Below are 24,594 nucleotides of genomic sequence, written 5' to 3'. Positions count from 1 at the left end.
TGCATGCTTATCAGCTTTTTTTCGGGTATTTGAATAACCAAACATAGCCATTATAAAGTGGTTAAATCGCTTAAAAGTAAAATTTGATGTATGTATTACTGCATTAATTCCTCAGCATATCTCACTAGAAATATAAAAAATTTAGTCATTAAATGCACCTGATAACCCTATTTTATTGGTATGAATCTATAAGCTGATTTTATAGAAATATTGCCCAAACAAAAATTATTCAATAATAAAACATATCTATTTTTAAATACTTTAAATGTAAGTAAATAGTCACTTCAAAACAAAGGCAGGGTTGTTGGAGTTATTGCCACATCAAGACAAAGAGTTACTGGGGTTATCTACCATCAAATATAGATAACCCTAAGGGTTATTTAGTTGTTGCGACACAGGGTTGCTAGGGTTAAGGTATAGAAGGGAATAATTAAGGAGTTGATTGATGAAATATCCGGTTTTGGTTTCACGAAATAACCAAGAGAATAATTACTTATTTTCTGTTGTAGATTTACCTGGTTGCCAAGTTAAAGCATCAACAATGGATGAAGGTTTTTTGTTGTTAAATGAGGCGATGGTTTCGCACTTAAAAATACTCGTTGAATATGGTGAACAAGTACCACATGCAAAGACAATTGAAGCGCACATGTCTGTGTGTTCTGACCCTTCTCCAATTTGGGGAATATTAGATTTTGATATCGTTCCGTATATGGGGAAAAGTCATAAAATTAATGTCACCTTACCTGAGTTATTAATAAAGCAAATTGATGATCGGGTGGCTAAATCATCTGAGTATAAAACCCGGTCGGGCTTTATAGCGATGGCCTGCTTAACAGAGCTAACGAATTAAAAAGCTTTTGATACGATAGCGAATAACGGATCGAAAAAATAACAATAATCTAAGGTAAAGGTATTAAGTCAGACATTTGCTTTGGTATTATAGGCATAACAAATTCAATTTATAATTTTGAAGGTAAAGACATTGTCGATAAAAAATTCAAACCTTTTGCTACTGAGCAGCTCTCGAGTTGGTTCAACAGAATATTTAAATCACGCGTTAGAAATGATTAAAACTAAGCTTAATGGAGTAACCGAACTGTTATTTATTCCTTACGCTGGAGTTTCATTAAGTTATGATGAATACACTTCTAAAGTGCAAACGGCATTAAATGAGTTAGGGATTAATGTAACAGGTATTCATGAATATGATGACCCTGTTCTTGCAGTTAATAATGCGCAAGCTGTTGCTGTTGGTGGTGGTAATACTTTTCATTTGTTACATCAGTTGTACAAAAACGGGTTAATTGAATCTATTCAACATAAAGTGTCAACGGGCATGCCTTATATAGGTTGGAGTGCTGGGTCAAATATTGCGGGGCTAACTATTCGTACAACCAATGATATGCCGATTATTGAGCCAAAAAGCTTTAATGCCCTACAACTTGTAGATTTTCAGCTAAACCCACACTATACCGAGCATAACCCTGCAGGACACAATGGTGAAACACGTGAACAACGTTTAGCAGAGTTTATGGTATTAAACCCTTCAACTCCCATTGTAGCGATTGTTGAAGGCAGTGCATTAGATATTAAGCAAAATACCATGAGATTAACTTCGGGTTTATCTGGCCCATTATCACAAGCGAATGGATTTGTGTTTAAATCAGGCAATAAATCTGTAATAACCACCGAAGATAATTTAAATCACTTATTATAAATCCTATAAATTATTTTAAACTGATATAACTTTCATACGTTATGAATAATTTTAAACTATGAAAGTTATATCGGGTTTATACAGAACATTGCTATATAGCAAGTAATAGCACGTTGCTTAAAAAATGGTGATTAATTAAGTGCAGTAAATAATGAAATATCTATTCGTTTGGCTGCAGTACTAATATCGTTATCAAAAGGTAATTCTGCTAGTTTAGGAACAGGTAATAATTGCGTTAATTCATTAATGTTTTCTGATAAATATGGCATATTTTCTGGACAATTAGCAATCCAACCCAAGCAAAGTAAACCATCAGCTATTATAGCTTGATAAGACAAAACAGCATGGTTTAAACAACCCAGTTTCATATTAACTACCAATATCACACCTTGAGCACTAGCTTGTACGAACTCAGATAAAAACTTTCCCTGCCCAAGTGGCAAGCGCCAACCACCGGCACCTTCACAAACAATTACCTCGGCATTTAAATCAATTATTTCATTGTAGCCATCTTCAATGTCATGAATACTGATCGACTTCTGTAATGTTTCAGCAGCTATATGAGGGGCTATTGGTTGTTCAAACGCTATTGGATTAACTTGCGAAATTGTTTGGTCGCAATTCGATTGCTTAAGTAACAACATAGCATCTTCATTAACCAGAACGTTATTAATTAACTCACAACCGGCTGATATAGGTTTGTAAACCGCAACTTTTTTACCCGCTGTTACCAACGCTTGCACAATAGCTTGTGCGGCATAAGTTTTACCAGCATCTGTATCCGTTGCAGAAATGAATATTTTTAACATCGTGACTAGCTCTATAGCTTAAAATTTATAAAAGTAGGGTTAAGTGCGTTAATCACTTAACTTTACAACAACACCAGAAAACGCTTTATAAGTTGCAGGGTATATCCCAGAAGGCTCTATAAAGTCTTGATAACTTTTTGTCATTTTTTGCCATTTATCTTTACCCGCAAGACCTTTAGCCTGTTTTTTAGGTACATGGTTAGCGCCTAAGCTTTTTAATTCATGGGCAAGATGTAAAACATTTTCATATTCTAGAACGACATCTTGTTGCTTAGCATCGAGTAACTTACGATCAGGCCCACTTAATAATGGTCTAATTTCGCACTCAGGTTTAAAGTCAATTACGTGCTGATCTTGATCTACTTGGGCCCAGGCAGATTTCAATTCAAATAAAGTACCATCAATTAAGGTACTAAAAACAAATAAACCACCAGGCTTTAATACACGCATAACTTCATCTATCACTAAATCGAGTGGTTCACACCATTGGATCATCAAGTTCGAATACACTAAATCTATACTTTTATCTTGTAACGGTATTTTATATGCATCGGCTTCTAACCAGTAAATAGTATTATCCCGATTGTCTTTAGCAAAATTTAACATTTTTTTCGAAATATCTAAGCCAATAACTTGCTGATAACGACTGGCTAAAAGCTCGGTAAAAAAACCTGTACCCGCACCTAAATCTAATGCAGTTAAATCGTTACAATTAGGTAACCATGGCATTAAATGTTTGCCACAATAACGTTGTAAACGTGCAGAAGTGTCGTAAGAACTACTAGCAGAACCAAAAGATTTTGCTATCTTAAAACGATTCGTCTTTTCAGACATTATATTATAACCTCATTGATACAATTAGCTAAGTAATTGATATCTTTAGTTTCGTGGCTTGAAGTTACGGTTACGCGTAACCTTGAGCTTTTATTTGGTACCGTTGGTGGGCGTATAGCAGTCAGCCAAATCCCCTTTTCTCTAAGCTTTTTACAAACCTCAAGCGTAGTAATTTCATCACCAATAACTATGGCATGAATTGATGAAGAATTTGTTATTAATTGTATTTTGTCACTGAGTTTTGACGCCAGTAATTGACTTAGTTCTGCAATTTTTTCTCTTCGCCAATGCTCATGTTGAATAATGGCAATACTTTTTTTAGTTGCCCACGCTAACGCTGGTGAAATAGCGGTTGAATAAATATAGTGGCGTGAGAAATTAACCAGGTAGTCAGCCAACAATTCATCACAGGCGACAAATGCACCACTCGTTGCAATACTTTTACCAAAAGTACCCATTACAATATCAATATCTGCGATACTACTACTGCCTTGCCCTTTGTCACCAATAACACCAATACTATGTGCGTCATCTAAATAAAGTAGCGCCTGATGTTGCTGTGCAATTTTGGCAAGATTAACAACATCAGCTTGGTCTCCATCCATGCTAAACACACCTTCAGAAACAATTACGCTATTTATATTAGTGTCGTGTTCTGTTGCTAATGTTTGTTGTTGAGTTAAAAATCGCTGGAGTTGCGTGGTATCGTTGTGTAAAAACCGTTTTACTTTAGCATCGCTTGTTAAAGCACCATCAATTAAAGATGCATGGCTGAGTTTATCTAAATAAAGCTGGCAGCTTTCATGCCCTAGCGCATGCATTAAGGCGTTATTTGCTGAAAAGCCACTTGCAAAGAGTAAACATTTAGGTTGGTTGAGCCAATCACAAATATCATTTTCTAATGCTTGGTGCGCATAAGAATATCCGGTAATTAAACTAGAGCCACTAGCACAGGCACCAAAACGCTCAGCGCCTTCGGTGAGTGCTTGGTTAATTTCTGCATGATGATTTAAACCTAGATAGTCATTAGATGAGAAGTTTAAATAACGTTTATCATCAATAGTGACATACCGCCCGCTTTGCTCAGCTACATTTTGGCGTACACGATAACGTGCACGCTGTTTTTGCTGGGCTAAATTGGCGGATAAAAACTCAAACGCCATACAGGTTAATTGACAGCGTTATAGAATAAATCACTGTTTTGTTGATCAACAACAGCGGTTTTAAGCTTAGCTTCGTCAATCTCTGAACTTGCGATAGTTTCAGTGTTAATGCCTAAGCGATCAAACAACATCATATCTTTGTTCGCTTCTGGGTTACCAGTAGTTAACAATTTACAACCGTAAAATATAGAGTTAGCACCGGCTAAAAAGCACATTGCTTGCATTTGTTCATTCATAGCATCACGCCCTGCTGACAAGCGAACATGACTTTTTGGCATCATAATACGTGCTACGGCAATACAACGAATAAATTCAAAATGGTCTAAATCTGCAACATCAGAAAGTGGCGTACCTTCAATTTTAACTAACATATTAATAGGAACACTTTCAGGCTGTGGAGAAAGGTTAGCCAGTTGTGCTAATAAAGAAGCGCGATCTTTACTTTCTTCACCTAAGCCTACAATACCGCCACTACAAACTTTCATGCCTGAGCTGCGTACATTGCTTAATGTGTCTAAACGATCTTGGTATGTGCGAGTTGTAATAATTTGATTATAATGCTCAGGCGATGTGTCTAAGTTATGGTTGTAATAATCTAAGCCTGCATCTTGTAATTCATCAGCTTGTTCTGCTGAGAGCATGCCAAGTGTCATACAAGTTTCAAGCCCTAATGCTTTAACACCTTTAACCATTTCAACAACAGCCGGCATATCTCTTGCCTTTGGATTACGCCACCCTGCACCCATACAAAAACGTGTTGAACCTTGGTCTTTAGCTATTTGTGCAGCTTCAAGTACTTTTTGCACTTCCATTAACCGTTCTTTATCTATGTCTGTTTTGTAGCGAGAGCTTTGCGAACAATATTTACAATCTTCTGGACATGCCCCAGTTTTAATCGACAATAAAGTACTAACTTGTACTTCATTAGGGTTAAAGTTTTCTCGGTGTATAACTTGGGCTTTAAACATCAAATCATTAAATGGCATTTCAAACAGCGCATTTACCTCTGCTGCTTGCCAATTATGGCGTACTTCACTGTTACCTTGGTTGCTATTATTAGCGGCTGTATTGATAGAAGATTGACTTACCGCTGATGTTTGCTGTGTCATAATTATTCACTCGTTTTGAAATTGCATCTAGCATTATTAACGGGTAGTCTATGCGTCAACTGCAATATGTCAACTAATTTACTTAATCAAACCTTACATATGAACAATAAACAAACAGAATTACTCGAATTTGATAAAAACCACGTTTGGCATCCCTACACTTCTATGTCGAAACCATTACCCTCTTATTTAGTTGAATCAGCGAATGGTGTTCATATAAATTTAGCCAGTGGCGAAAAAGTTATTGATGGTATGTCTTCTTGGTGGTCAGTATTGCATGGTTATAATCATCCAGAATTGAATCAAGCATTAATTAATCAAACTGAAAAGTTTTCTCATGTTATGTTTGGTGGCTTAACACATGAACCTGCTATTACGCTATCAAAAAGCTTAATTGAAATAACACCACCTGGTTTGAATAAAGTGTTTCTCAGTGATAGCGGCTCTGTTGCTGTTGAAGTCGCTTTAAAAATGTCGTTACAATATTGGCACAGTAAAAATAAGCCTGAAAAGCATAAAATACTCACCGTTAAAAATGGTTACCATGGCGACACTTTTGCCGCTATGTCGGTATGCGACCCGGTAAATGGCATGCATCAACTATTTGAACCAGTGTTGATGAAAAACTTATTTGCACCCGCTCCTTCAGTAGCATTTGATGAGCAATGGGATATTAAAGATATTGAGCCACTCGCTGAAATGTTTGCCAATCATCACCATGAAATAGCAGCCTTTATTATTGAACCTATCGTTCAAGGTGCTGGTGGTATGCGTATATACCACCCTAATTACTTAAAAGCCTGCCGTGCGCTTTGCGACCAATATAATGTTCTATTTATCGCTGATGAAATTGCGACCGGCTTAGGCCGCACCGGAAAACTATTTGCTTGCGAGTGGGCGGATATTAGCCCAGATATTATTTGTTTAGGCAAAACACTAACAGGCGGTTACATGACACTCGCTGCCACCTTATGTACAGATGAAATAGCTAACACAATAAGTAAAGGTGAAGCTGGCTGCTTTATGCACGGACCTACATTTATGGGCAACCCACTTGCATGCGCTGTGGCTAACGCCAGTTTAACTATATTAAAACGTAATAAATGGCAGCAACAAATTGCTGATATTGAAAGTATATTTAAACAGCAGTTGTTACCCTTAAAAAGTCATAACCGAGTTGCAGATATTCGAATTTTAGGTGGTATCGGCGTCGTTGAGGCAGCAGAAAATGTTGATATGGCAGAAATACAAAAGCGTTTTGTTGAGCTAGGGGTTTGGATTCGCCCATTTGGCAAGCTTATATATATTATGCCGCCTTTTATCAGCAATGAAGCAGATTTAACTACTCTGATAAAGGCAATCTCTATCGTGCTAGATGAAGATAAGTGTTTTATTCGAAACTAATATCCCCTGATAATGAATAGACTAAGCAGTTAATACATTTAAGAAAATAATTAAATGATTAACTGCCACTTACCTATTTAATCTTTAAATTATTTTAGACTCAGCAATTTGAACTAAAATAAAGCTTACCCAGGCGATAGTTATAATTAGTAATAACAATATATTAAAGTGCTTACTATCACTTTTTCGGCGACTACGATACTTATCTAAAATCAAACAAAAATAACTACTTAGTGCACTTAGCCATAACACAACATATAAGTAGCCAGTTAAAGGGGTTAACCAAAATTTTCGAATTTCAATATCATGGTAACGTAATATTCCGTAATCCGAATCTGGTGCTGCGTAGTAAGAAACTATTAAAGCGAAAATAAATAAGCCCCAACCCACGATGGCTAAAAATCTCAATAAATAAGTCCAAAAATCAGCAGTATTCCTTCGCTCTTCTCTCGTATTTTTCATACTTCATACCGCCTTTTATCTCTAATTGTCATTTTTCTTTTTATAAAGACAAGATTTAGCAATTTTTACTTGTTAAACCTTACAAGCAAGGTAACATATCAATCCTTAAAATTAGAGAACATTTTTGACAAAAAAGAGGTTTAAATGTCAGTCATTGCAATTACTGATATCTTGGCAGGAAAATATCCTGTTAATGAATCAATTACTATCCATGGTTGGATCCGCACACGTCGCGATTCGAAAGCAGGTATCTCATTCTTAGCAGTTCATGACGGTTCATGTTTCGACGCTATTCAAGCAATTGCTCCGAATAACTTGGATAATTATCAGACTGATATCTTAAAACTTACCACGGGCGCTGCGGTTAAAATTACCGGTATCTTGGTAGAATCTCCAGGTCAAGGTCAGTCGTTTGAATTACAAGCAGAGCAAGTTGAAGTATTAGGTTTAGTAGAAGATCCTGATACTTACCCTATGGCAGCAAAACGTCACAGTATTGAGTTTTTACGCGAACAAGCACATTTACGCCCTCGCACTAATATAGGCGGTGCAGTTACACGTGTTCGTAATACCTTAGCGCAAGCGGTACACCGCTTTTTACATAGCAAAGGTTACTTCTGGATCAGCACACCATTAATTACCGGTAGTGACTGTGAAGGTGCTGGCGAAATGTTCCGCGTTAGTACACTAGATATGGAAAACTTACCGTTAAACGACCAAGGAAAAGTCGATTATAATCAAGACTTTTTTGGCAAAGAAACGTTCTTAACTGTTTCTGGCCAACTTAACGTTGAAACCTATTGTTGTGCCCTTTCTAAAGTTTATACTTTTGGACCGACATTCCGTGCTGAAAACTCTAACACTACACGACATTTAGCTGAGTTTTGGATGATCGAGCCTGAGATCGCTTTCGCTGAATTATCAGATGCCGCTGACTTAGCTGAAGAAATGCTGAAATATGTTTTCCAAGCTGTACTTGAAGAACGTGCTGACGATATGGCTTTCTTCCAACAACGCGTTGATAAAACAGTTGTAGACAGATTGAACTCTGTTATTAATAACGACTTTGTACGTTTAGATTACACAGACGCTATTACTATTTTAGAAAACTGTGGTAAAAAGTTTGAAAACAAAGTTGCTTGGGGGGTTGATTTAAACTCAGAACACGAGCGTTACTTAGCTGAAGAACACTTTAATGGCCCCGTTGTTTTACAAAACTACCCGAAAGATATTAAATCTTTTTACATGCGTTTAAATGACGATGGTAAAACCGTTGCTGCTATGGATATTTTAGCTCCGGGTATTGGTGAAATTATTGGTGGTAGTCAACGTGAAGAACGATTAGATGTGCTTGATAAACGTTTAGCAGAAATGAATTTAGATCCAGCAGATTACAGTTGGTATCGTGATTTACGCCGTTACGGTACTGTTCCACATTCAGGTTTTGGTTTAGGTTTTGAACGTTTAGTTGCTTATGCAACAGGTATGCAAAATGTACGTGACGTGATCCCTTTCCCTAGAACACCAAATAATGCGGCATTCTAATCTCGATTAATACCAATTAATGTTATTTCGACATTAAAAAACCCTCTTTATAGAGGGTTTTTTATTAAGCTAAATAAACTGAACTCTGGATAACCAGCACTTGCTCAATGCTCCTTTTTAAGCACTTTTAAGTGGAACATTATCTCGATTGAAATTTATTTAATGCTGATCTACTACGTTAGAAATAACTAACGTATTCTTGAAAATCTTTGCTGGTTTTTAATGGTAAGTCTTTAGCTGCTTCACCAATATATAAAAAACCAACAATTTCTTCATGAAGTTCAATATTTAAACGCTCTTTAACTAACGGATGATAACTCATTTCACCTGTGCGCCAAACCGAACCAAGGTCTAAACATGTAGCGGCCATTTGCATGGCATGTACTGCACAGCCTGCTGCTATTAATTGTTCTTGTTTAGGAACCTTAACATGTTGATGAAATTTTGTACTTACGACAATAATTAATGGTGCTCTAAATGGCATTTTAGCCGCTTTTTCTATTTTGGCTTCATCAGCACCACCAGTGATAACAGCAGACTTAAATGCCTTACTTAACTTAGTTAAGCCATCATCTTTAATAACGGTAAATAGCCAAGGTGTTAACCCTGCATGGTCTGGAACGCGCATTCCCGCCTTGAGAATATTATCAATAACCTCTTGTTCTGGTGTATTACCGTGTAAATGAGGATTAGATTGGCGAGTATGTAAAAACTCTAATACATTCATAAATTCTTAAATTCCTTTAGTTTGGTATCCTTGGAGCCAAAATTAACTGGTAAATCAAACAAAAAAGCACTGACTTCCTCCATATCAACGGCATAAATAAGTTTCTAACTGCCTGTAATAATATAGGTTAAATCATATTTGTCATTAAATAATATAGCTAAAATTTATATTTAATTTAGCTTCAACTTTACCATTAATAATACAATTATTCATAATGATATCAGTACAAAAATAGAGAAATTCTTTCTAAATAACATTTGGACAAAATTAGTTACATTTGCGACTACTTAATTACAATAATATTCAGTAGCATGTAGCATATATAATACAAAACGTTTTGCAGACAAGCTTTATGAAAGAAAATAAAAGTATGGTAGCTCGAATCACCTTCGGTTTTTTTAGCCTACTTAATACCTCAAGAAAAATTATTATTAATTTAGTGTTTTTTACCGTGTTGTTAATTTTAATACTCACTTTAACCAGTGGTGAAGAAACCATAGTGGTGAAACCAGGTTCGGCATTAGTATTAAACATTACTGGCGATGTGGTAGAGCAAAAACATGAAATAGATCCAATAGATGCTTTTGTCAGTGAGGCACTCGAACAACCTGATACCGCGCCAGAGGTACTATTAGCCGATATAATATCGGTAATAAAGCACGCTGAAACCGATAACAACATTAGTATGATGGTGTTAGATCTAAAAAATATGAGTGGCTCAGGTATTACTAAATTAAGTGATATTGCCCAAGCGGTTAGTCAATTTAAAAGTAGCGGTAAAAAAGTTATTGCTGTTGGCGAACAATACAGTCAAAACCAATATTATCTCGCCAGTTTTGCGGATGAAGTTTGGTTAAACCCTAAAGGTTGGATGCTATTAGACGGCTATGGCCGTTACCAACTTTATTTTAAATCTGCATTAGACAAGCTTTCGATAAGCCAACATGTATTTCGCGTTGGTACTTATAAATCAGCCGTTGAACCTTATATTAGAGATGATATGTCTGATGCTGCAAAAGAAACCAATCAATTGTGGTTAACTGATTTATGGCAGCAATATAAATTTGATGTCGCCCAACAACGAAACTTTGATGTTAGCAATTTTGACGAAGATGTAGATGTGCTAGTAGCAAAATTAAAAGCGGCAAATGGCAATATTGCTGAATACGCATTAGCGAACAACTGGGTTGACGCATTAAAAACAAGAGAACAAATTAACAATGAGTTAATTAGTATGATAGGTAGTGATGGTGAACAAAGCTATAAAAAAGTAGCTTTTAACGATTACTTACGTGTTATCAACCCCCCATTTACCGCACCTATTTTTAACGGAGATAAAGTTGCAGTTGTTGTTGCAAAAGGTACTATTTTAGATGGCGAACAAAAACCTGGCACCATAGGTGGCGCTTCAACTGCTGCACTACTTCGCAAAGCAAGAATGAATGAAGAAGTAAAAGCTGTTGTTTTAAGAGTTGATAGTCCGGGTGGTAGTGCTTATGCGTCAGAGGTTATTCGACAAGAAGTTGAATTACTAAAAGCGGCCGGCAAACCTGTTGTAGCATCTATGGGTACTTATGCTGCTTCGGGCGGATATTGGATTTCTGCACCAGCTGACAAAATATACGCTTCCCCTACTACAATAACGGGTTCAATCGGAATATTTGGTTTTTTTATGACCTTTGAAAATACCTTAAGTAAATTAGGCATTTATACTGATGGTGTTGGCACTACAGACATTGCCGGTTTTGGTCTAACCCAAGAACTGACCCCAGGTATGGCAAGCATAGTGCAATTAAACATAGAGCGCGGTTACCGTGACTTTATTGAATTGGTTGCGCGTAATCGAAATATGAGTGCTGCTGAAGTTGATGCCATAGCACAAGGTCGAGTATGGTCGGGTAAAAAAGCGATGGAACTTGGTTTAGTAGATGCTTTGGGGAATATTGATAACGCTATTGAAGCTGCTGCAGAACTTGCCGGCTTACAAGATTACAATACAATACTTATTGAAAAAGAAAAAAGTTCAAGAGCATTATTTTTGCAGAGTTTATTTGGCCAAGCGTTAACTTACTTAGGTGAGACAGAAACTAAGCACCATAGCCAGAACAGTATTACAAAAATTATCAGCCAGTTATCACTTGAGTTAAAACAACTCGCTCAATTAAATGATCCTCAAGGAATTTACTCCTTTTGCTTGGCGTGTGACATTGAATAAGTTAACCCTAGGCCTATATTGAACACTAAGCCTCGAAGTATCGGGGCTTTTTTTAACCTAAATAATACTTAATCTATCAAGCCAATTAAAACTGTGTGATACAATTCTTAGCAATAATTATTCTACTTAGGCTCTTCTTAATAGGGCCATTTTTATCTTAAGACTTACGCCATGAAAAAACGTATATACATCGCTTATACCGGCGGTACAATTGGTATGAAACCGAGCAAAGATGGTTACATACCACAGAAGCAGCATTTAACTGACGCGATAATGAAAACACCTGATTTTCATCGAAAAGAAATGCCTGAATTTACAATTAATGAATATCATCCATTAATTGACTCTTCTAATATGTCACCTGCTGATTGGCAACATATTGCCAATGACATAAAAAAACATTACGATGATTACGATGGTTTTGTTGTGCTTCATGGTACAGACACCATGGCTTATACTAGCTCTGCACTTTCATTCATGTTAGAAAATTTAAGTAAGCCAGTCATTGTGACCGGTTCACAAATACCATTTAGTCAATTGCGCTCTGATGGTAAAGAAAACTTACTCAACTCCTTATTTATAGCTGCAAATTTTCCTATAAACGAAGTTGGATTATTTTTTAATAATAAACTCTTCAGAGGTAACCGAAGTATCAAAGCTTATGCTGATGGTTTTAATGCTTTTGATTCACCTAATTTACCGCCTTTACTTGAAGCTGGTATTAACATTAAATTAATTGAAGGCAAAATAACTCAGCCTGTTTCACAGCCGTTAAAATTAGCTCAAATTACTCCGCAACCTATTGGTGTGGTCCATCTATATCCTGGCATATCTGTTGATGTAATTAAAAACATTATTAAACAACCCGTTAAAGCTTTAATTATTCGAAGTTACGGTGTTGGCAACGCACCACAAAACCAAGCTATGTTAGATTGTTTAAAACAAGCTAACGATAATGGTATTGTTATTGTTAATTGTAGTCAGTGTATTAAAGGCAAAGTAAATATGAAAGGCTACGCAACGGGCAATGCGCTGAGTAAAATTGGTGTAATTAGTGGCAATGATATGACTTTAGAGGCTACGTTAACCAAACTTCATTACTTATTAAGTAAAGACTATAGCCATGATAAAATTTGCCAATTACTTGAAGTGAATTTACGTGGTGAATTAAGTTAACGTATAAATACTTTTCTAAGCGCTGTCAGTTTCAAGTTATCCGTTTGAAGTTATCAGCTGTCAGTTTATGGACAGCTGATAATTAAACGTCGGTTTAAATTTTAAGTAATATATTATTGAAAGATGGCTTTAACTCTATCCAATAAGACAAGATCGTTCTGATCAAATTTCCCTAACATTAACCAGTGTGAAAATTTGTCCTCTAAATCAATTGGCGTTCCCGACAACATTTGAGTCTGCATTAAATTTACCTGCACTTCCATTCTACTTTGTTGTAATTCACTAGGAGAAGGAATACCAGATAAAATTTCTAGCTCTAAGGTTGCCGTTTTACGATCTGCCACAATATCTTTATTGGCTAAGTCTTTTAATTTCTTTTGCCAAAATGTACTTAAGTGCTGGAATTCAACTTGCTCGGTGAACTCAGTTTTATTGGTAACGCCTTGTTCAAGTGTTGCAAATAAATGTAACCATTGCTGTTTCTCATTCGCTTGTTTACAGTCAGCTATTTTCTTAGATAAAGATTTATCTTTAGCAATAATTTGTTTTTCTAACTTAAGCAACTTAGGTTTTTGTTGCATTACTTCAAGCTGCAATGTTTCTAATGCTTGTTTAAAATCTTGTAAGTCAGGTAATTGATCAACTTGTGAATATTGCGTTAGTAAGGTTTGTAAAGTTAACTCTAACTCAGTCGCTTTAGCTGTACTTACCGATTTTTCAAGCGCTGATTGTTGATCGCGTTTAGCAAAAATATCATCATTAATTTTTCTAAAATTTTGCCAAAGTTTATTTTCAACTTTATGGCCGGCATAACCAATACTACGCCATTTGTTTTGCAACGCTTTAACTTGATTAACCGCGGAAAAAACATCGTCTTGATCTAGCAATTGTTTAGCCGAACTAATGAGTTGCTGTTTCAGTTGCTTGTTTTGTTCATGAAAAGCTTTAATGGCTGATTTAACTGGCTGCAACGTGTTATTAAACTGCTGATTTATTTCCTGATAAATGGAGCGATCAACTTGCCCGGCACTTTGCCATTGTTTAATTAGTTGATTTAGTTCAAGTTCTAAAGACTTAAAGTCTACCGTTGAAATTTGATCCGAACCTTGTTCCGAACTTTGATCAACAGATTCAACAGGTAAAGTGTTAGCAAGCAAAGTAGCTTGTTCGAGGTAAGATTGACGTGTTTGCAAATGTTGCGCACGTAATTTTTCTTGTTCTGCAAAAAATAAACGACATGGCGCAAAAGCTGCTTCACAGAGTTGATTAAACTCGGTATTTAATTGTTGTTCAGTTTCATCGTCAGCATGACCTAAACTATTCCAAGTTTTACGGTATTGCTTAACCTTTTCAGCTTGCTCGTTAGGATTATCAAGGGGTGTTTCAACAATGATTTTTATATCAGTTAACAACTGTTGCTTGCGCGGAGTTGCAATATAATGTTCCCAATCAGCCAACTCGGTAATTTTTTCATTAATCGCATCATAGTCTTTTTGAATGCGGTTTTTTTGTTGTTCAGATAAAGCATTAAACAATTGCGTTGCTTTTTTGAAAACACCAAACGCGGCATTGTATTTACCTGAAGCAATTAGCCTTTTAACATCGTGCAGCTTTTTCTGCGCTACACCAAACTCTTGCTTTTGAATTTGTTGCAAAGGTTTAACAGCTTGACGCCATTTATGTTGTATTTCACTGGCGGCATTCTTAATTGAGTCAGGCAAAATGCCTGCCGCGTTTTTCTCAACATCTTGCCAATTGCTTAACCAATCTTGATATACCGGTAAACGTTCATTCATTTCTAATACCGAGGTAGGCATAGATAACTGTGAAATTTTTGATATTAAATGTGTAGCGTCACTTACAGATTGGGCAATTTCAGGTAATTTTTGTAGCTTTTGTTGTTGTTGACAAATTTTAGCAATAAAACTATTTTGCTCTTCTTTCGTTAACGGTGAAGCGATAATTTCACTGGTTAATTTATCGAAAAGCGTTTGATATTGCTGCTCTTCAATATGATCATTCTCAAAAATACTGGTCGTTAGCGTTTGATCAATAATCGTTAATGTTTTATCAAAATGAACGCGTGACTTTTCTTGCCTATTAAGTAACTCTCTAGCAATTTCAGCTTGGACATGTTGCTCAGCTTTTGCGGCAAAAAGTTTATCAAGTTGCACAGTAATGGTTTTATGTTTGGAAACCAGAACGCTATCTTGCAAAGATCCAACGTTGGCAAACTCTGTTATTAATGTTTGCCATTCACCATTTAAGCTAGTGCGTTTTTCTAGATATACTTGGTAGTCGTATTGATCTTTTAATGCTTGTAGTTTAGCTAAAACTAAATCTAATTTTTTACGCAATATAATCGGTTGATCAATACTAAATTGTAATTTCGCTATTTTTTCATTTAACTGCTGTGTTATTACGCTAAGTTGAGATTTTTTCTTTAATTTTTCTAAGGTATCTAAATCATCAACTTTATTAAGAATATAGCCTTGTACTTCGTCACTTTGCTTTTGACTAAATAAGTTAAGCAGTAGTTGTGGCTTTATAGCTAACTTACTTGTTTGGTCATTGTGCTGTGATTTACTGGCTATTTTTTCAAATAATGTAATGATCAAAGCAGTTTCATCTGCCGTTTTTAACCAAGATTCAAAAAAACTAAAATTGTTCGACTTTTGAATAAAGGCTACCTTCTCTGCTTCAGAAATTTTGATTTCGTCTTCATTCATTAAAATGCTAGCAACTTTTTTTGCTGCATATTGCTGAACTTTTAATAAGGTATTTTCTTGGCTATGCAATAACCAAGATTGATAGTTATTAAGCTTTATAAGCGCAGCACGACGTACATTTTCACTTTCATCATTAGCCGCAAGATCTTGAATAACCGCTAACTGTTCTGGTTCATTTATTGATAAGTTTGAATTAATTGCTTCTACACGTACGCTACTATTTTTATGTTGCCATTTCTTTTTTAAAAACTTAGAAAAAATCATATATCTGAAAACCTAGCAATGTCATTGCTGTCTAACGCTGAAGGGAAATCTGAACGAAGTTCACGTTTTGTTTTAATGATCATTTCACCTTCTGAGCTAATAGAAAGCGTTTGATCTGAATTTAAATGTTTAGCTTGATAGGCCATGGTAATTTGTAAAGCACTTAATTGCTGTTCTTTCGCCACAACTGTACCTTCTGGCCATTTGCCAGTTTCAGCTGCGCATTTTAAACGTAAATACATATCTTCTGACATAGTGTCAACTAACTGCATGATATCCATCAATATCTCTTTATAAAATTAGGTTAATTAAGCTTTGCTGCGTTTGGCTAAAATAAGTCTGACTCGGGTAATAATGTAAAGAATAAAACCTAAAATAGTGCTGGTAATTGCTGCTACATACTGCCAAGTGCCTGGTTGGGCATCTTGCCAATATAGAAAAAGAAAACCACCACAAAATAGTAACATGGCGATAAAAGAATGCGTCATCAATTGTTGCGATTTTTCTACGGCACTTACACGTTTTATATTCGCTATTTTTTCAGCATCTAAGGTTGTTAAATCAATTTGGCAATGCTCACAACTTTTTGCTTTATCTGATATTTTTTTCTTACAACTTGGACAATTTATTACGGCCATTTTCATACCTCTGTTTCGATACTTTATTTTACCTAAAAAAAACGCCCTTGCGGGCGTTTTTTTTCAGTAATTAACAATTATTTTTTATTTCGCTTTTCAAAACGATCTTCCCAGAAATCGGCATTTTCAATTTCGAGACTTTTTGGATCAAAAGTGTATTCTTCAACACCCGAATTTTTTTGTCTTTCGTAATCTTTTAATGCTTTAATTGCAGGTTTAGATATAAAGAATATCACCAAAATACCAATAATATTTAGCCAAGCCATCATGCCAACACCAACATCGCCCATACCCCAAGCAATATCAGCAGCTTTAACGGTGCCATAAAATGTTGCCACCATAATTAACAATTTTAATAAAAATGTTAAGGCCGGAAAGTTAAATGTGCGTTTTATGTAAGACACATTATTCTCTGCAATAAAGTAGTACGCTAAAATAGTAGTGAAAGCGAAAAAGAATAATGCGATAGCAATAAACGGTTTACCAAAGCCGGTTAACATACTTTCTACCGCAATTTGGGTATAAGCAGGACTGTTAGCCGCAATGTGGCCAGCAATGTTTTGTACTATAAAACTTCCCGAGCCTTGTAGTTGTACATTGTATGATTGGGTAATTAAAATCATAAAAGCAGTTGCGGTACAAACGAACAAGGTATCAATATAAACTGAAAATGCTTGAACTAAACCTTGTTGAGCCGGATGATCAACTTCTGCAGCAGCGGCAGCATGAGGACCAGTACCTTGGCCAGCTTCGTTAGAGTAAACCCCACGCTTAACACCCCAACCAATAGCGGCACCTACACCAGCCATAGGTGAAAATGCATCAGTGATAATCAACATAAATACATCGCCTAAACGATCTATGTGTAAGAAAATCATCACACAAGCAATAATAATGTAGGCTAATGCCATAAATGGCACCACAACTTGGGTGAAACTTGCAATACGTTTAACACCACCAAATATGATAAAACCAAGTATTAACACAATAAAAACAGCAGTATAAAGCTTGGTCATTTCAATTGGACCAAGTGCAGTTTCTACAATATTACCAGTACCAAACACCATAGTAACGGCAACACCTATACTGTTAGATTGCACCGTTGGTAGCAAAGCTCCACAAGCAATAATAGTGGCAATAGCGAATATCCACGCATACCACTTTTGCCCCATGGCTTTTTCAATGTAATAAGCAGGGCCACCACGGTATAAACCATCTTGCTCTTCTTTATATATTTGTGCATTTGTAGATTCAATATAAGCTGTAGCTGCACCAAAAAATGCAACAACCCACATCCAAAATACCGCTCCTGGGCCACCAAAGCCTATGGCAGCTGCAACACCGGCAATATTACCTGTGCCAACACGGCCCGATAACGAAACCGCTAGTGCTTGAAATGAAGATATACCCTTCTCTGAACTTTTACCAGATATCAGCAAACGCCACATTTCACGAAACTGTCGAACTTGCACAAACCGAGTGATTACAGAGAAAAATAATCCAGTACCCAAGCAAAGATAAATCAATGCTGGGCTCCAGATAATGTTATTTAATGTATTTACAATTTCTTGCACTAGAGACTCCTAATAATTTTTATTTTTTTAAAGTATATCTGTTGTAATTAATTTTTATATTTAAGTATTATCGTAAATCATCTACCACATGATAAATAGCGGTAAGAAAGTCACGCCCGAACAAGCTACTACGCTCGTCTGACCAACCCACACTAAAATCAGGTAACAGGTCATTGTCTTTAAATGGCATTTCAACGGTGTAAGCTAAACATTTAAATTGCTCACCTACCCAGTTTGCTGCAACCGTTAAATTCGCTTTACCAGGTTCGTCTTTATCATAACCTTCGTCATCTTGAAATTCAGGGGTAATAGCTAACAATACATTTTTAAAATTATCTTCAAGATCTTTAATTCGAGCATTATAAGAAGGAACACCTTCGCTGCCGGCAACAAAGTTAAACGGTAGTGCTTCATCGCCGTGAATATCTAAATGCATATCTACGCCAGTTTCGAGCATTTTTTCTCTAACAAGATAAACTTCAGGGCTATTTTCCATGGTTGGTGTTTGCCATTCGCGGTTTAAATTAACCCCGTTAGCATTAGTGCGAAGGTGTCCACGAACCGAACCGTCTGGATTCATGTTAGGCACTAAATAAAATACAGCGCTATTAAGCAACGAACGCGCAACACCGTCGTCTTCATCTAATAAACGATCAATAAAACCTTCCATAAACCATTCAGCCATAGATTCACCTGGATGCTGACGCGCAGTTATCCAAATAACTTTTTTACCTTCGCCCTCTTCACCCACTTTTAATAGCGACATATCACGGCCATCAAGGGTTTGTCCTAACACTTGTAATTGGCAATCAATATCTAATTGAGCACTGTGAATTAAATCTTGATGACGCTCGTAACTATATGGCGCAAAGTAAGCAAAATAAGTTGAGTCATATTCAGGGGTAAAGGTTATTGAAAGGTTTTCACCATCAAACGATGTAGGAACACGAAACCAATGTTGGCGGTCATAAGAGGCAACCGCTTGGTAGTCTTTCCATCCTTCTACATAGGCAGATTTACCAGCATTAGTTAAATGTATTACATGTTCTGAATGTTCGGTATTATGAAGTTTGAAATGAAACCATTGATAAAATTCTGAATTATGGTCTTTTTTAATGGCTAACTGAATATTGTTTGGGGTTTCTGCTGAGATAACATCGATATTACCTGAATCGAAGTTTGAAGATATTTGCATAAAGTGATCTGCTCATTAATTTTATGATGGCAATAGTGTACACAAACACTTAAAAGATCAGAAGTCTAAAGAGTCCTTAAATACAACCCTATTTCAGTTGAATAGCCTAAAGAACGAGCAACAACCGTGTTTTGGCCATCTAAAACATAATAACTCGGGTAACCTTGCACCTTAAAGTCAGCTTTTACTCTTTCATTACCTAAAGCAACCGGAAAGGATAATTGGTGCTTTGAAGTGAAAGCTAGCACCTCGTCATCATCAACAAAATCTAATGCTACAGCAACAACATTTATTTGAGGATTTTTTTGATAAATATTCTGTAAGTTATCAATACTCATATTACAAATTTGACACCATGGAGCAAAAAAATAAACAATAGTTTTTTTCCCGTTAGCAATCAAAGCAATATCTGTATTGGCAGTGGTTTTAAGGTTATGTACATTAGGCACAACATCATCGCTGCTTGATAACATATCAGTTTCTCGCAGCATAGAAATTGCATTAAAAATTAAGAAAAACACCAACGCCTGTAAAAGTAAGCTTCGCAACAAAGTGATTTAATCCTGTAAAATCATTGAGTAATTAATAAGACCGGATAAAAGCTTTTATTATTCAAGGTCAATAAAACTATTTTGTAACTTTGCTTTGCTCTGTATTAAATACTGAAAATTTTTAGCATCTTTTCTGTACTAATGATTATTTAGAAATTAATATCAAAATATTTCCCTATGTTTAACAGGCTTTTATCGTATTTTTACATTTTGGGAAAGCACTACAGCCCAAAAACTCATTACCGTAATTTTTATCTTTGGTGGCTTTTCTCAATACCATCTCAGCGCCACATCTTGAGCAAGATTTAATATCAGATTTTTCTTCTATAATTTCTCGCACATGTTTAACGTGTTCTCGATTAGTTTTAAAACCTCGCTCAAGCCTTCCGCTTTCAATCTGTTCAATAACACTGACAACTTCCTTATCATTTAAAACAATGTCAGTTTTGCTTTTAATATATTCAATACCACCACGAGCAAACCTTACACTCTCTGGCATTTTAGTTTTAAAGGTACTATCACCAATAAAGATAATGATTGAGAATATACTACCATTCTTTGCATTACTTTCTATTACTAGAGTAGCTTCTAACGTTCTGACATGTTTATAATTTTGATGTAGAGGGTTCTGAAATTTAGACTTGTACTTATAAATTTGTTGTGTCCATTGCTTTTGGTTAGCACTACCAAAAATCCACCCTTTCATATTCTTAGTTTCTACAACAAAAATGCCATATTTTGAAACAATGATGTGGTCAACTTGAGTGGTGCCTTCTTCAGTAGGAAGCGTTACATTTTTAATGAGGTGATATTCATTTTTGTCTAAGAAAAACTTAATGAGTAAGTTAACTTGCCACTCACCCAAAACGCCTTTGAACCATGCTGATTTTATGATGACAGCAAATATGAAGATCGGTATTAAATAGCAAGCGGCACTAATTATCATGTTGAAGTAAATTGATAAATCCATTTAATATTTACTTCCATATTGGTAACTACTAGTTTATTTTTCGCTTTATTAGCCAGTTAATTCTAAAATAAAAATCAGCAGTAACTATCTAAACACACTTATTATGAAATACATAATAATGTCATCTGCTTATATTAAATTAATGTTTGAAAACCCAAGATATGCACTAACGAACTGTTCCATGTTATCTATCAACTCTTCATCCATATACTGATATTCATCAGGGATATCTAACACTTGAATATCTTTATATTTAACTAATTTGGTGAACTCAGCTTTAAGTCTATTTTTATGCTTTTCTTCCATCACAAAGATAATGTCAGCCCATAGAATGTCTTTTGCATTTACCGTTTTCCTGGCACTTGCACTAGTACCTGCTGATCTCACATTTAGTTCCGCGTGATTTTTAAATATTTTTTCTCCTGTAGGGCTACGCCACTGATTTTTACTACAGATGAATAGGATGTTTCTCAATTAATGTTCCTTCAATATATGCTGTTTCTAATGAATCGAAAGTTCTGAATGAGTTAAAATTATCGCTGATATTACTTTTATTTTTCACCTTCCGATTTAAGAAATCTATTTTCATTCTCTTTCGTTGGCATCATACAACTATCGTATTTGCCAAATAAATTATATCGATTTAGGGCTATACGATCATAAAGCCAATTTCTGATTCCCGTTGGGATTATTTTGAATACGTACAATATGCGCCATGGGAAACCTAGTTTATTAACGATATTTAAAAATGCATCACTTTTATCAAAGTATTGGTTACCTTCAACATATAGCATGGTATCAAAGTGACCAGTTGGCATATTGAAATGCTTTAGTATGCTCTGGCCCTCTGGAGATTGTACGCTGAACAGTTTGAAGCGCTTTTGTCTATCATACTTGATAATGAATTGACTCCAGGTATTACATAGCTTGCAAACACCATCAAATAGAATCACACAATCATTTACACCAATGTTAGGAGGATATTTTTCAACGCTCATACCTTCCCCTTTTTATCTTCATTTTCCAGTTCGACAAGTAAGATCAAACTAAAACCAATTAAAGTAATGTTGGTGGTAACAGGGTTAAATGCTTCAACAAGCAATTGAGGCTGTAATACTGCTACAAAAGCTAATAAGCCAGTAAGTCCTATAATGTATAAATATCTCGGCCGCAAGCGACCGAGTTTTAAAACAAGTCCAACTGTTCGGAGTTAATTTCTTTACGATCTAATTCGATTAGCTGGTCTTGAACATATTTTCTAATAACATCTTCGGTTGCGTTTCCTATCGTTTCTACAAAAAAACTTTGTGTCCACGACTTACCGCCCCAGAAATATTTTCTTTTAATTTCAGGGTAAATTCTAAAAAATTCACGAGCAGTTATACTTTTAACTATTTGCATAACATCACTTGGTGATTGTTTTGGTATTCCTCTGATAACCATATGAATATGATCATTAGGTATTTCTAACTCGACGATATCAATATCGTAATCATATCCAATCTTTTGAATTATCGCCTTCATGGTTGAACTATAAGGCTAATGTACCACTTTATGGCGATACTTAGGTATCCACACAAAGTGGTACATTAGCCTAAATACATGATGTGTGTTTCTTTGAAGTTCCATGAGCAGAATAGCATTTACTGGGGTGCCCCCAGTATACACTATCCAGCACGGGGGCAAGCCCCCGAGATTTACGCTTCGCTAGTTAAAATAACCATCACTTTATTACGATAAAAAATAAAGAATAAAACTCCGAAAATAACTTCACCAACTCCCGCTGATTTAGTCAACAAATAAGACAACTCACCTGATAAGCCTAAACTGGATGTCATTAGCTTTTCTAGTGGGGCTATATGTACAAGTTTTGGAAAAATCCCATGATATAACCAGCTAAAGGAAATGATGAATCTTGCAATTTGTATTGATGACAAGGTCTACCTCGTTCTATTCTAGATTATGGTTGAATTACTATTAACGTTAGTTGCTCATATATGGGTAACACTTAAAAAGATCATGTTGGTTCTATGTTTTCCAGTTCAGGTCTATTTGGCAAATCTTGAGGTAAAACCAACGCCCATACTAAGCCTAGTTTCCGTAGTAGCATCAAAACAGTCCAACCTAAATCAGATTGACCTGATTTGATCCCTAATTTTGCAGATCCAGGATACGCATGGTGGTTGTTGTGCCAGCTTTCCCCCATAGTCAATATCGCAGCAAAGCGTACATTATAACCTTGAATATGTGCATCTTTAACATGCCAGTCACGCTCACCTTGATTGTGCGCGAAATAACCTATGAACCAATGTCCCAGTATCGAAATACTCACCCTCATACAGATGCCCCAAATAACCCAAGATATACCGCCAATCGAGAAAAACAATAGCGCCCAGGGTAGTTGTTGTAGCATCCAGGTTCTTTCCATAAAGCTAAACACTCTATCGTATTTGACTCTCTTTTCTAGCAAGAATATTGGTGGTTTATCTAATTTTATATCACAAAATAACTGCCAGTAGGCATCAATAAGCATTGGTTGTTTATGACCAAAATAGTCGTGACATTCATGCTGACGTTGCGCCCAATCACGCATATCATGTGTTTTTATCATCCCTATAGGACCCGCTAAACCAACAATGACTCCAAGATGAACGAAAATATACTCAAGCCATAGCGGGCATTGATAACTATGATGAATTAACTTTCGATGCATACCTAAAGAATGCCCTAAGCAAAGTGAGACTGCAGTTGAAATAACAAAGACAAGAAGAGCTTCGAGAGAAAATGTTAATACGCCACCAATTATCGAAAATAGCAACATACTGCCGAGCCAAAACAATTTAGTTTTCGATAATACAACTTTGCCATCATTAGCATTGCAAAAGTCTGAATCGTCTATGCGTTCGTTATGATACTTGGCTACTTTTTTGTGGTCATTCATGTGTCGTTACCTAAATGTTTAGGTGTTATCACTTCGTCCAGAAGAAATTGAGCTGACTTTCCTACAGCATATTCTTGTAATGGACCGAAATACCAAACGGGATCTAGAAAACGGTGATATTTTATCCGCAGAATGACTTTAGTTTTATTGTTACCTATTGGCTCTAGGTTAATCTCAGTACCATAAAGTTTCAGGTAGTTTGATATATAACTGGTATCTTCGACAAATCGCGTTCTAATGTAATTATCTTCTACTTCACTAATTTCTAATTTCATACTACCTTCGTGTGTATTCGTTACAAACCATCGATGGTAGCGAAAGTTAATAGTATGCACATCTCCTGCAACAAGTGTTTCTGCATCAATGTCATAGGGCATGGGGAAAAGAGTTAATAACCAATGTCTGGACTTATTTAACTCAATAGGCTGTCGTAATTGCTTTTTAATATCATCGATATTTGCGGAGACTATTTTGTCACTGACAACTTCGTATTCACGCTCAAAACTAAATTCGGGGACCACGCCTTCAAATGCGCTTAATAGTATGACGACTGGCAACACATGTGCAAAGT

Annotated in this window: 26 protein-coding genes; 6 read left to right on the top strand and 20 right to left on the bottom strand. The window is 35.9% G+C overall.

What is annotated here, in order from left to right; translation table 11 throughout:
- Positions 1 to 445 precede the first annotated feature (445 nt).
- Both AC27H3_RS04895 and pepE read left to right on the top strand, forming a co-directional pair.
- On the top strand, positions 446 to 850 hold the full coding sequence (locus tag AC27H3_RS04895) for a type II toxin-antitoxin system HicB family antitoxin (protein WP_085303583.1): 405 nt from the start codon (positions 446 to 448) through the stop codon (positions 848 to 850).
- Positions 851 to 982: 132 nt separating this feature from the next.
- Positions 983 to 1,717, top strand: a complete 735-nt coding sequence (gene pepE, locus AC27H3_RS04890; RefSeq protein ID WP_487104201.1) for a dipeptidase PepE — start codon at positions 983 to 985, stop codon at positions 1,715 to 1,717.
- A 131-nt stretch (positions 1,718 to 1,848) separates the two neighbouring features.
- Here the strand turns inward: pepE and bioD are convergent, their stop codons facing one another.
- Genes bioD through bioB form a run of 4 tightly spaced genes read right to left on the bottom strand, consistent with a single transcriptional unit; the run spans position 1,849 to position 5,509 of the window.
- Positions 1,849 to 2,526, bottom strand: a complete 678-nt coding sequence (gene bioD, locus AC27H3_RS04885; protein ID WP_487104200.1) for a dethiobiotin synthase — start codon at positions 2,524 to 2,526, stop codon at positions 1,849 to 1,851.
- A gap of 48 nt (positions 2,527 to 2,574) precedes the next feature.
- Positions 2,575 to 3,360, bottom strand: a complete 786-nt coding sequence (gene bioC / locus AC27H3_RS04880) for a malonyl-ACP O-methyltransferase BioC (protein ID WP_487104199.1) — start codon at positions 3,358 to 3,360, stop codon at positions 2,575 to 2,577.
- The gene (locus AC27H3_RS04875; RefSeq protein WP_487104197.1) at positions 3,360 to 4,523 is read right to left on the bottom strand and encodes an aminotransferase class I/II-fold pyridoxal phosphate-dependent enzyme; all 1,164 of its coding nucleotides are present in this window, start codon (positions 4,521 to 4,523) and stop codon (positions 3,360 to 3,362) included. Before AC27H3_RS04875 ends, bioC begins: the two co-directional genes overlap by 1 nt.
- A gap of 5 nt (positions 4,524 to 4,528) precedes the next feature.
- On the bottom strand, positions 4,529 to 5,509 hold the full coding sequence (bioB, locus tag AC27H3_RS04870; RefSeq protein ID WP_233131388.1) for a biotin synthase BioB: 981 nt from the start codon (positions 5,507 to 5,509) through the stop codon (positions 4,529 to 4,531).
- A gap of 189 nt (positions 5,510 to 5,698) precedes the next feature.
- On the opposite strand from bioB, the gene bioA reads away from it, so the two are divergent.
- Positions 5,699 to 7,036, top strand: a complete 1,338-nt coding sequence (gene bioA, locus AC27H3_RS04865) for an adenosylmethionine--8-amino-7-oxononanoate transaminase (protein WP_487104195.1) — start codon at positions 5,699 to 5,701, stop codon at positions 7,034 to 7,036.
- A gap of 84 nt (positions 7,037 to 7,120) precedes the next feature.
- Here the strand turns inward: bioA and AC27H3_RS04860 are convergent, their stop codons facing one another.
- Entirely contained in the window at positions 7,121 to 7,498 is a 378-nt protein-coding gene (locus tag AC27H3_RS04860; protein ID WP_487104193.1) for a hypothetical protein, read from the bottom strand.
- A 144-nt stretch (positions 7,499 to 7,642) separates the two neighbouring features.
- Between AC27H3_RS04860 and asnS the strand changes: the two genes are divergently transcribed.
- Entirely contained in the window at positions 7,643 to 9,043 is a 1,401-nt protein-coding gene (asnS, locus tag AC27H3_RS04855) for an asparagine--tRNA ligase (RefSeq protein ID WP_085303594.1), read from the top strand.
- 178 nt (positions 9,044 to 9,221) lie between these two features.
- On the opposite strand, the gene AC27H3_RS04850 is transcribed toward asnS, so the two are convergent.
- Positions 9,222 to 9,770: an NAD(P)H nitroreductase gene (locus AC27H3_RS04850; protein WP_487104191.1), complete on the bottom strand. Its 549-nt coding sequence runs from the start codon at positions 9,768 to 9,770 to the stop codon at positions 9,222 to 9,224.
- Positions 9,771 to 10,122: 352 nt separating this feature from the next.
- Between AC27H3_RS04850 and sppA the strand changes: the two genes are divergently transcribed.
- The gene (gene sppA / locus AC27H3_RS04845) at positions 10,123 to 11,985 is read left to right on the top strand and encodes a signal peptide peptidase SppA (RefSeq protein WP_487104189.1); all 1,863 of its coding nucleotides are present in this window, start codon (positions 10,123 to 10,125) and stop codon (positions 11,983 to 11,985) included.
- A gap of 171 nt (positions 11,986 to 12,156) precedes the next feature.
- Entirely contained in the window at positions 12,157 to 13,161 is a 1,005-nt protein-coding gene (ansA, locus tag AC27H3_RS04840; RefSeq protein ID WP_487104187.1) for an asparaginase, read from the top strand.
- A gap of 113 nt (positions 13,162 to 13,274) precedes the next feature.
- On the opposite strand, the gene AC27H3_RS04835 is transcribed toward ansA, so the two are convergent.
- The 14 genes from AC27H3_RS04835 to AC27H3_RS04770 all read right to left on the bottom strand — a co-directional run bounded on the left by AC27H3_RS04835 (position 13,275) and on the right by AC27H3_RS04770 (position 24,583).
- On the bottom strand, positions 13,275 to 16,154 hold the full coding sequence (locus tag AC27H3_RS04835) for a DUF349 domain-containing protein (RefSeq protein ID WP_487104186.1): 2,880 nt from the start codon (positions 16,152 to 16,154) through the stop codon (positions 13,275 to 13,277).
- Positions 16,151 to 16,435: a YeaC family protein gene (locus tag AC27H3_RS04830; RefSeq protein ID WP_085303599.1), complete on the bottom strand. Its 285-nt coding sequence runs from the start codon at positions 16,433 to 16,435 to the stop codon at positions 16,151 to 16,153. The genes AC27H3_RS04835 and AC27H3_RS04830 overlap by 4 nt, the downstream gene beginning before the upstream one ends.
- Before the next feature lie 27 nt (positions 16,436 to 16,462).
- Positions 16,463 to 16,792: a hypothetical protein gene (locus tag AC27H3_RS04825; protein WP_085303600.1), complete on the bottom strand. Its 330-nt coding sequence runs from the start codon at positions 16,790 to 16,792 to the stop codon at positions 16,463 to 16,465.
- A 77-nt stretch (positions 16,793 to 16,869) separates the two neighbouring features.
- Complete coding sequence (locus AC27H3_RS04820; RefSeq protein ID WP_487104183.1) at positions 16,870 to 18,366, bottom strand: alanine/glycine:cation symporter family protein; 1,497 nt, start codon at positions 18,364 to 18,366, stop codon at positions 16,870 to 16,872.
- A 67-nt stretch (positions 18,367 to 18,433) separates the two neighbouring features.
- Positions 18,434 to 19,561 (bottom strand): M14 family metallopeptidase, encoded by a 1,128-nt coding sequence (locus AC27H3_RS04815; protein WP_487104181.1) that lies wholly within the window; start codon positions 19,559 to 19,561, stop codon positions 18,434 to 18,436.
- Between the two features lie 65 nt (positions 19,562 to 19,626).
- Positions 19,627 to 20,052, bottom strand: a complete 426-nt coding sequence (locus tag AC27H3_RS04810; protein ID WP_487104179.1) for a TlpA family protein disulfide reductase — start codon at positions 20,050 to 20,052, stop codon at positions 19,627 to 19,629.
- Positions 20,053 to 20,293: 241 nt separating this feature from the next.
- A complete protein-coding gene (locus AC27H3_RS04805; protein WP_487104177.1) occupies positions 20,294 to 21,082 on the bottom strand; it encodes an NERD domain-containing protein in 789 nt (262 codons plus the stop codon).
- A gap of 129 nt (positions 21,083 to 21,211) precedes the next feature.
- A complete protein-coding gene (locus AC27H3_RS04800; protein WP_487104175.1) occupies positions 21,212 to 21,556 on the bottom strand; it encodes a low molecular weight protein tyrosine phosphatase family protein in 345 nt (114 codons plus the stop codon).
- Between the two features lie 77 nt (positions 21,557 to 21,633).
- Positions 21,634 to 22,080 carry a thiol-disulfide oxidoreductase DCC family protein gene (locus tag AC27H3_RS04795; RefSeq protein ID WP_487104173.1) on the bottom strand — a complete coding sequence of 149 codons (447 nt, stop codon included), beginning with the start codon at positions 22,078 to 22,080 and terminating at the stop codon, positions 21,634 to 21,636.
- The gene (locus tag AC27H3_RS04790; RefSeq protein ID WP_487104171.1) at positions 22,077 to 22,256 is read right to left on the bottom strand and encodes a DoxX-like family protein; all 180 of its coding nucleotides are present in this window, start codon (positions 22,254 to 22,256) and stop codon (positions 22,077 to 22,079) included. The genes AC27H3_RS04795 and AC27H3_RS04790 overlap by 4 nt, the downstream gene beginning before the upstream one ends.
- Positions 22,257 to 22,267: 11 nt before the next feature.
- Positions 22,268 to 22,606, bottom strand: coding sequence for an IS200/IS605 family transposase (gene tnpA / locus AC27H3_RS04785; protein WP_487104169.1), 339 nt, complete (start codon positions 22,604 to 22,606; stop codon positions 22,268 to 22,270).
- Between the two features lie 173 nt (positions 22,607 to 22,779).
- Complete coding sequence (locus AC27H3_RS04780) at positions 22,780 to 23,019, bottom strand: DoxX-like family protein (RefSeq protein WP_487104167.1); 240 nt, start codon at positions 23,017 to 23,019, stop codon at positions 22,780 to 22,782.
- Positions 23,020 to 23,099: 80 nt separating this feature from the next.
- On the bottom strand, positions 23,100 to 24,023 hold the full coding sequence (locus tag AC27H3_RS04775) for an acyl-CoA desaturase (protein ID WP_487104165.1): 924 nt from the start codon (positions 24,021 to 24,023) through the stop codon (positions 23,100 to 23,102).
- On the bottom strand, positions 24,020 to 24,583 hold the full coding sequence (locus tag AC27H3_RS04770; RefSeq protein ID WP_487104163.1) for a hypothetical protein: 564 nt from the start codon (positions 24,581 to 24,583) through the stop codon (positions 24,020 to 24,022). The genes AC27H3_RS04775 and AC27H3_RS04770 overlap by 4 nt, the downstream gene beginning before the upstream one ends.
- Positions 24,584 to 24,594: the final 11 nt, after the last annotated feature.

It is taken from the genome of Colwellia sp. NW0002-52-1 (assembly GCF_057550865.1).
This window is presented reverse-complemented; position numbering and strand designations above follow the sequence as displayed.

Bases quoted from the DNA above. Each gene is read 5' to 3' on its own strand.
- AC27H3_RS04895 (WP_085303583.1), top strand. From the start codon at position 446: ATGAAATATCCGGTTTTGGTTTCACGAAATAACCAAGAGAATAATTAC.
- bioD (WP_487104200.1), bottom strand. From the start codon at position 2,526: ATGTTAAAAATATTCATTTCTGCAACGGATACAGATGCTGGTAAAACT.
- bioC (WP_487104199.1), bottom strand. From the start codon at position 3,360: ATGTCTGAAAAGACGAATCGTTTTAAGATAGCAAAATCTTTTGGTTCT.
- AC27H3_RS04875 (WP_487104197.1), bottom strand. From the start codon at position 4,523: ATGGCGTTTGAGTTTTTATCCGCCAATTTAGCCCAGCAAAAACAGCGT.
- bioB (WP_233131388.1), bottom strand. From the start codon at position 5,509: ATGCCATTTAATGATTTGATGTTTAAAGCCCAAGTTATACACCGAGAA.
- bioA (WP_487104195.1), top strand. From the start codon at position 5,699: ATGTCAACTAATTTACTTAATCAAACCTTACATATGAACAATAAACAA.
- AC27H3_RS04860 (WP_487104193.1), bottom strand. From the start codon at position 7,498: ATGAAAAATACGAGAGAAGAGCGAAGGAATACTGCTGATTTTTGGACT.
- asnS (WP_085303594.1), top strand. From the start codon at position 7,643: ATGTCAGTCATTGCAATTACTGATATCTTGGCAGGAAAATATCCTGTT.
- AC27H3_RS04850 (WP_487104191.1), bottom strand. From the start codon at position 9,770: ATGAATGTATTAGAGTTTTTACATACTCGCCAATCTAATCCTCATTTA.
- sppA (WP_487104189.1), top strand. From the start codon at position 10,123: ATGAAAGAAAATAAAAGTATGGTAGCTCGAATCACCTTCGGTTTTTTT.
- ansA (WP_487104187.1), top strand. From the start codon at position 12,157: ATGAAAAAACGTATATACATCGCTTATACCGGCGGTACAATTGGTATG.
- AC27H3_RS04835 (WP_487104186.1), bottom strand. From the start codon at position 16,154: ATGATTTTTTCTAAGTTTTTAAAAAAGAAATGGCAACATAAAAATAGT.
- AC27H3_RS04830 (WP_085303599.1), bottom strand. From the start codon at position 16,435: ATGGATATCATGCAGTTAGTTGACACTATGTCAGAAGATATGTATTTA.
- AC27H3_RS04825 (WP_085303600.1), bottom strand. From the start codon at position 16,792: ATGGCCGTAATAAATTGTCCAAGTTGTAAGAAAAAAATATCAGATAAA.
- AC27H3_RS04815 (WP_487104181.1), bottom strand. From the start codon at position 19,561: ATGCAAATATCTTCAAACTTCGATTCAGGTAATATCGATGTTATCTCA.
- AC27H3_RS04810 (WP_487104179.1), bottom strand. From the start codon at position 20,052: ATGCTGCGAGAAACTGATATGTTATCAAGCAGCGATGATGTTGTGCCT.
- AC27H3_RS04805 (WP_487104177.1), bottom strand. From the start codon at position 21,082: ATGGATTTATCAATTTACTTCAACATGATAATTAGTGCCGCTTGCTAT.
- AC27H3_RS04795 (WP_487104173.1), bottom strand. From the start codon at position 22,080: ATGAGCGTTGAAAAATATCCTCCTAACATTGGTGTAAATGATTGTGTG.
- tnpA (WP_487104169.1), bottom strand. From the start codon at position 22,606: ATGAAGGCGATAATTCAAAAGATTGGATATGATTACGATATTGATATC.
- AC27H3_RS04775 (WP_487104165.1), bottom strand. From the start codon at position 24,023: ATGAATGACCACAAAAAAGTAGCCAAGTATCATAACGAACGCATAGAC.